Below are 3,368 nucleotides of genomic sequence, written 5' to 3' on the forward strand. Positions count from 1 at the left end.
AAGGTTACAGGCTTGCTCATTGTCAAACTTTAACCCAATTTGACTACCTCTCTCCAAAATGAGCGAACCGTGAGTTACCTCAGCTCATGCTCTCAGAGCCGGAAGCTTGCAGATCGCTCATCGCGATCCTTTTGACAGAATGATTATGGCACAAGCCGAAATTGAGAATATGCCTGTTCTCACTTACGATGAAGCTTTTCAAACTGGGCTAATTCAAGTAATTCCCGATCGAAAGCGACTTTAGATTGAGATAGCTTGGTAAATCATCTAACTAACGTCCCCCTTCAATTCCCACTGCGACTCCCCAGAAAAAATCTCTAATCGTCGATGCGTCGGTATTGACATGAATTTTCCGACCCCAGGAATACATATCGAACTGGACTCGACTTTGCTTGTTTTTAGTTATCTTAGTCGGAGCTTCGATCGAGATATTACCCAAGATTGTCACCCAATGATTGGGAAAAACCCGATGAAATCGGGAAACGATAAATGAGTTGTTGCCGAGCAACCCTTGCGAATTGATCAATCCGAACGCGACACCGCCAGCTTTAATCGTATTATCGGCTTCTTGCAGCGCGCGAAATTCGCCAGCTAGAGGTGTCGGATGAGATTTTGTCTGGGAATAGCCTAATAGTTCTCTTACCCAACCATTGATTTCCCAGGGCTTGGTGATACCACCGAGTTCGCGGAGCAGTCTGGGGGCTTTAGGATGTACGGGCACGATTTTATTGGCACAATCGCGGAGAGTTGCCAGGAGCATCCAATCAGCTTGCGGCATTCTCAGGTTGCCATAACTGCGGCACAATCTGCCAGAGGCGACAATTTTTTTGGTATAGCCATCAAAACTCCCATACTCGTATAAGCTTTGACAGATATCGATATAGCGATCGGGTTGTTTGCGAATCAATTCAAATACTACCGCCGCAGGGCCGCAAAAAGGCTGTTCTCCCTGTTGGATTTGGTAAGGATTAGTGAGCCTCTCGCGAATGTCCTCGATCAGTTGTCCTTTGTCTAAATGATTCCAGACTCCAGTTTGCGGCGATTCGGCAAATTTGGCTAGGCGATCTTCGAGGCGAAGATCGTTGGCGTAGCCTCTTTCCTCGATATTCGTTTCCGTCGTATTTAAGTCGCTTCGCATATGATTTGGTGTGGGCGCGATCTCGGCGAGTAAGTACTCCTTCCTCATGTTACCCATATTAGCTAGGAATTCTCAATCGAGTGCCAAATGTTTCGAGTTTAGAGGAATTAAAGGCAGATCTACCGTTCGCTCGATCGTGTCCTAGTGCTGCAAAGGCTAACCAAGCAAACTAAGATCTAAGTTAGTACTGATGGATGAAGCCGCGATCGCGTTGGCAGATCTTCATAAAAATTAACCGATCGTCACTGATATGAATTCTCAATAATTGTGATAGGATTCTTCCACAACTTGCGCCAGATCTAATGACACATCTGTCTAAATTTCTTTGGGTTAGTGCTAGCCCAAGTCTCAAGTATTTCCATCGCCGTCTCCTCAATCATCTATCTCAAGTCGTCAAAGTCGAACTGTGGGAATACAAGCAAACTCTAGATGAAAGTAGTTCCATTGACGAAGCAGTTAAATTATTACACGACTACATATCCGATTTCTCCGAGCCAGTGCATCTGATGGGGCATGGCATTGGTGGGACGGTTGCGTTAGTATATGCGCGCCTGTATCCCCTCCAAGTTGCCTCATTAACCTTATTGAGCGTTGCCGTTAGGCCGGGGATTAATTGGCATTCTTATTATTACGATCGACTGTGGTCTTCACCGCATAGTCGATCGCATGTTTTAAAATCAATTTCTACCGAGCTGTTTCCAGATACTTCTGCGCGTCATGTGTGCGATCTAGTCGAGCGAATGGAGCGAGATTTAGTCGAATCCCCGTCGAGTCATTCATTATTGCAATCTGCTATTTTACCAGCAGGCGGTGTAGACATGCCTTTGATGATTTGTGCTTGTCAATCCGATCCGGTAATTAAGTCATCTGCTTCATCCAAATGGATTAATTACTTTAAACCAGTAGATGAAATTTGGCGAGTCTCAACCGGGGGACACTTCTTTCATCACATTCATTCGGAATTAGTAAGTTACCGCGTCCAAAATTTTTGGCAAAAGTTAGAGCCAGCAATTGCATTTCATCAACCGATGAAAGTAGAGTTTAATTAAGTAAGCTGTCTGGAAATCTAAATTCTGCCTTCCTTAAAGCATTACCTCGATCGATCGAGTATTCGCGATCGCTGCGGTAAGATCTGAAGGAGAATCACCAGCGAGAAGCCAATGACCGAGCGAGCAGAGCCAGCAGCACCAAACGATAAATCTGTAGTTGAAGCGTACCTAGCAGCTCAACAAGATAGCGTGACTAACGCAGCACAGGATTTAGGGTTAGGATTGATTCCGGCTGCACCGGAGGGATTTCGATCGGGATTTGTCGGGATTATTGGCAGACCGAATGTCGGTAAATCCACGCTAATGAACCAACTGATCGGTCAAAAAATCGCGATCGTCTCGCCAGTCCCCCAAACGACTCGCAACCGCTTACAGGGCATCCTGACTACCGATACAGCGCAAATAATTTTTGTCGATACTCCCGGTATTCACAAACCCCATCACAAACTCGGCGAAGTCTTGGTCAAAAATGCTCAAAGCGCGATCGGGGCTGTCGATGTCGTACTATTTGTAGTCGATGGTACGGAGGTTGCTGGCGGTGGGGATCGATTTATCGCTGAGTTGCTAGTAAATGTCCAGACACCGATTATTCTGGGGATCAATAAAATCGATTTGCGGACGGGTTTGAGCCGCTCTCAGCTAGACGCGATCGATGCTAGCTATCTCGAACTCGCCCAAACTCATAACTGGCAGGTAGTCAACTTTTCTGCTGTTGCTGAGACAGGATTGGATCGACTGCAAGCTAGTCTGAGCGAAAATCTCGACCTTGGCCCTTACTATTACCCCCCAGAGTTGGTGACAGACCAGCCAGAACGGTTTATCATGGGCGAACTGATTCGCGAACAAATCATTTTGCTCACTCGTGAAGAATTACCGCATTCTGTGGCAGTAACGATCGATCGCGTCCAAGAAGATGCCAAAATAACTCGCGTCCTAGCCACTATTTATGTCGAACGCGACTCGCAAAAAGGGATCGCGATCGGTAAAAGCGGCCAAATGCTCAAACAAATCGGTAGTAATGCCCGAGAGCAGATGCAAAAACTGATTGCGGGTAAGGTTTATCTAGAATTATTTGTCAAAGTTCAACCTAAGTGGCGGCAATCTGGCTTGCGGTTGGCAGAACTCGGTTATCGGGTGGAGGAGTAGTTGGGAGTTGGGAGTTGGGAGTTGGGAGTTGGGAG

General features: G+C 46.4%; 3 protein-coding genes and 1 pseudogene. 3 read left to right on the forward strand and 1 reads right to left on the reverse strand.

All coding sequences use genetic code 11. The annotated features are described in order from the left end of the window. Positions 1–73: 73 nt before the first annotated feature. A pseudogene (locus C7B77_RS26535) lies at positions 74–244 on the forward strand (type II toxin-antitoxin system VapC family toxin); the annotation flags it as partial. Positions 245–271: 27 nt separating this feature from the next. Here C7B77_RS26535 and C7B77_RS26540 read toward each other — a convergent pair. Then, on the reverse strand, positions 272–1,186 hold the full coding sequence (locus tag C7B77_RS26540) for a hypothetical protein (RefSeq protein WP_146138538.1): 915 nt from the start codon (positions 1,184–1,186) through the stop codon (positions 272–274). Between the two features lie 254 nt (positions 1,187–1,440). Here C7B77_RS26540 and C7B77_RS26545 point away from each other — a divergent pair, with 254 nt between their 5' ends. Then, on the forward strand, positions 1,441–2,187 hold the full coding sequence (locus C7B77_RS26545; protein WP_106312073.1) for an alpha/beta fold hydrolase: 747 nt from the start codon (positions 1,441–1,443) through the stop codon (positions 2,185–2,187). A gap of 111 nt (positions 2,188–2,298) precedes the next feature. Then, the gene (gene era, locus C7B77_RS26550; protein ID WP_245894443.1) at positions 2,299–3,333 is read left to right on the forward strand and encodes a GTPase Era; all 1,035 of its coding nucleotides are present in this window, start codon (positions 2,299–2,301) and stop codon (positions 3,331–3,333) included. Positions 3,334–3,368: the final 35 nt, after the last annotated feature.

Origin of the sequence: Chamaesiphon polymorphus CCALA 037, from assembly GCF_003003845.1 — a bacterium.
Taxonomy (GTDB): Bacteria; Cyanobacteriota; Cyanobacteriia; order Cyanobacteriales; family Chamaesiphonaceae; genus Chamaesiphon; species Chamaesiphon polymorphus.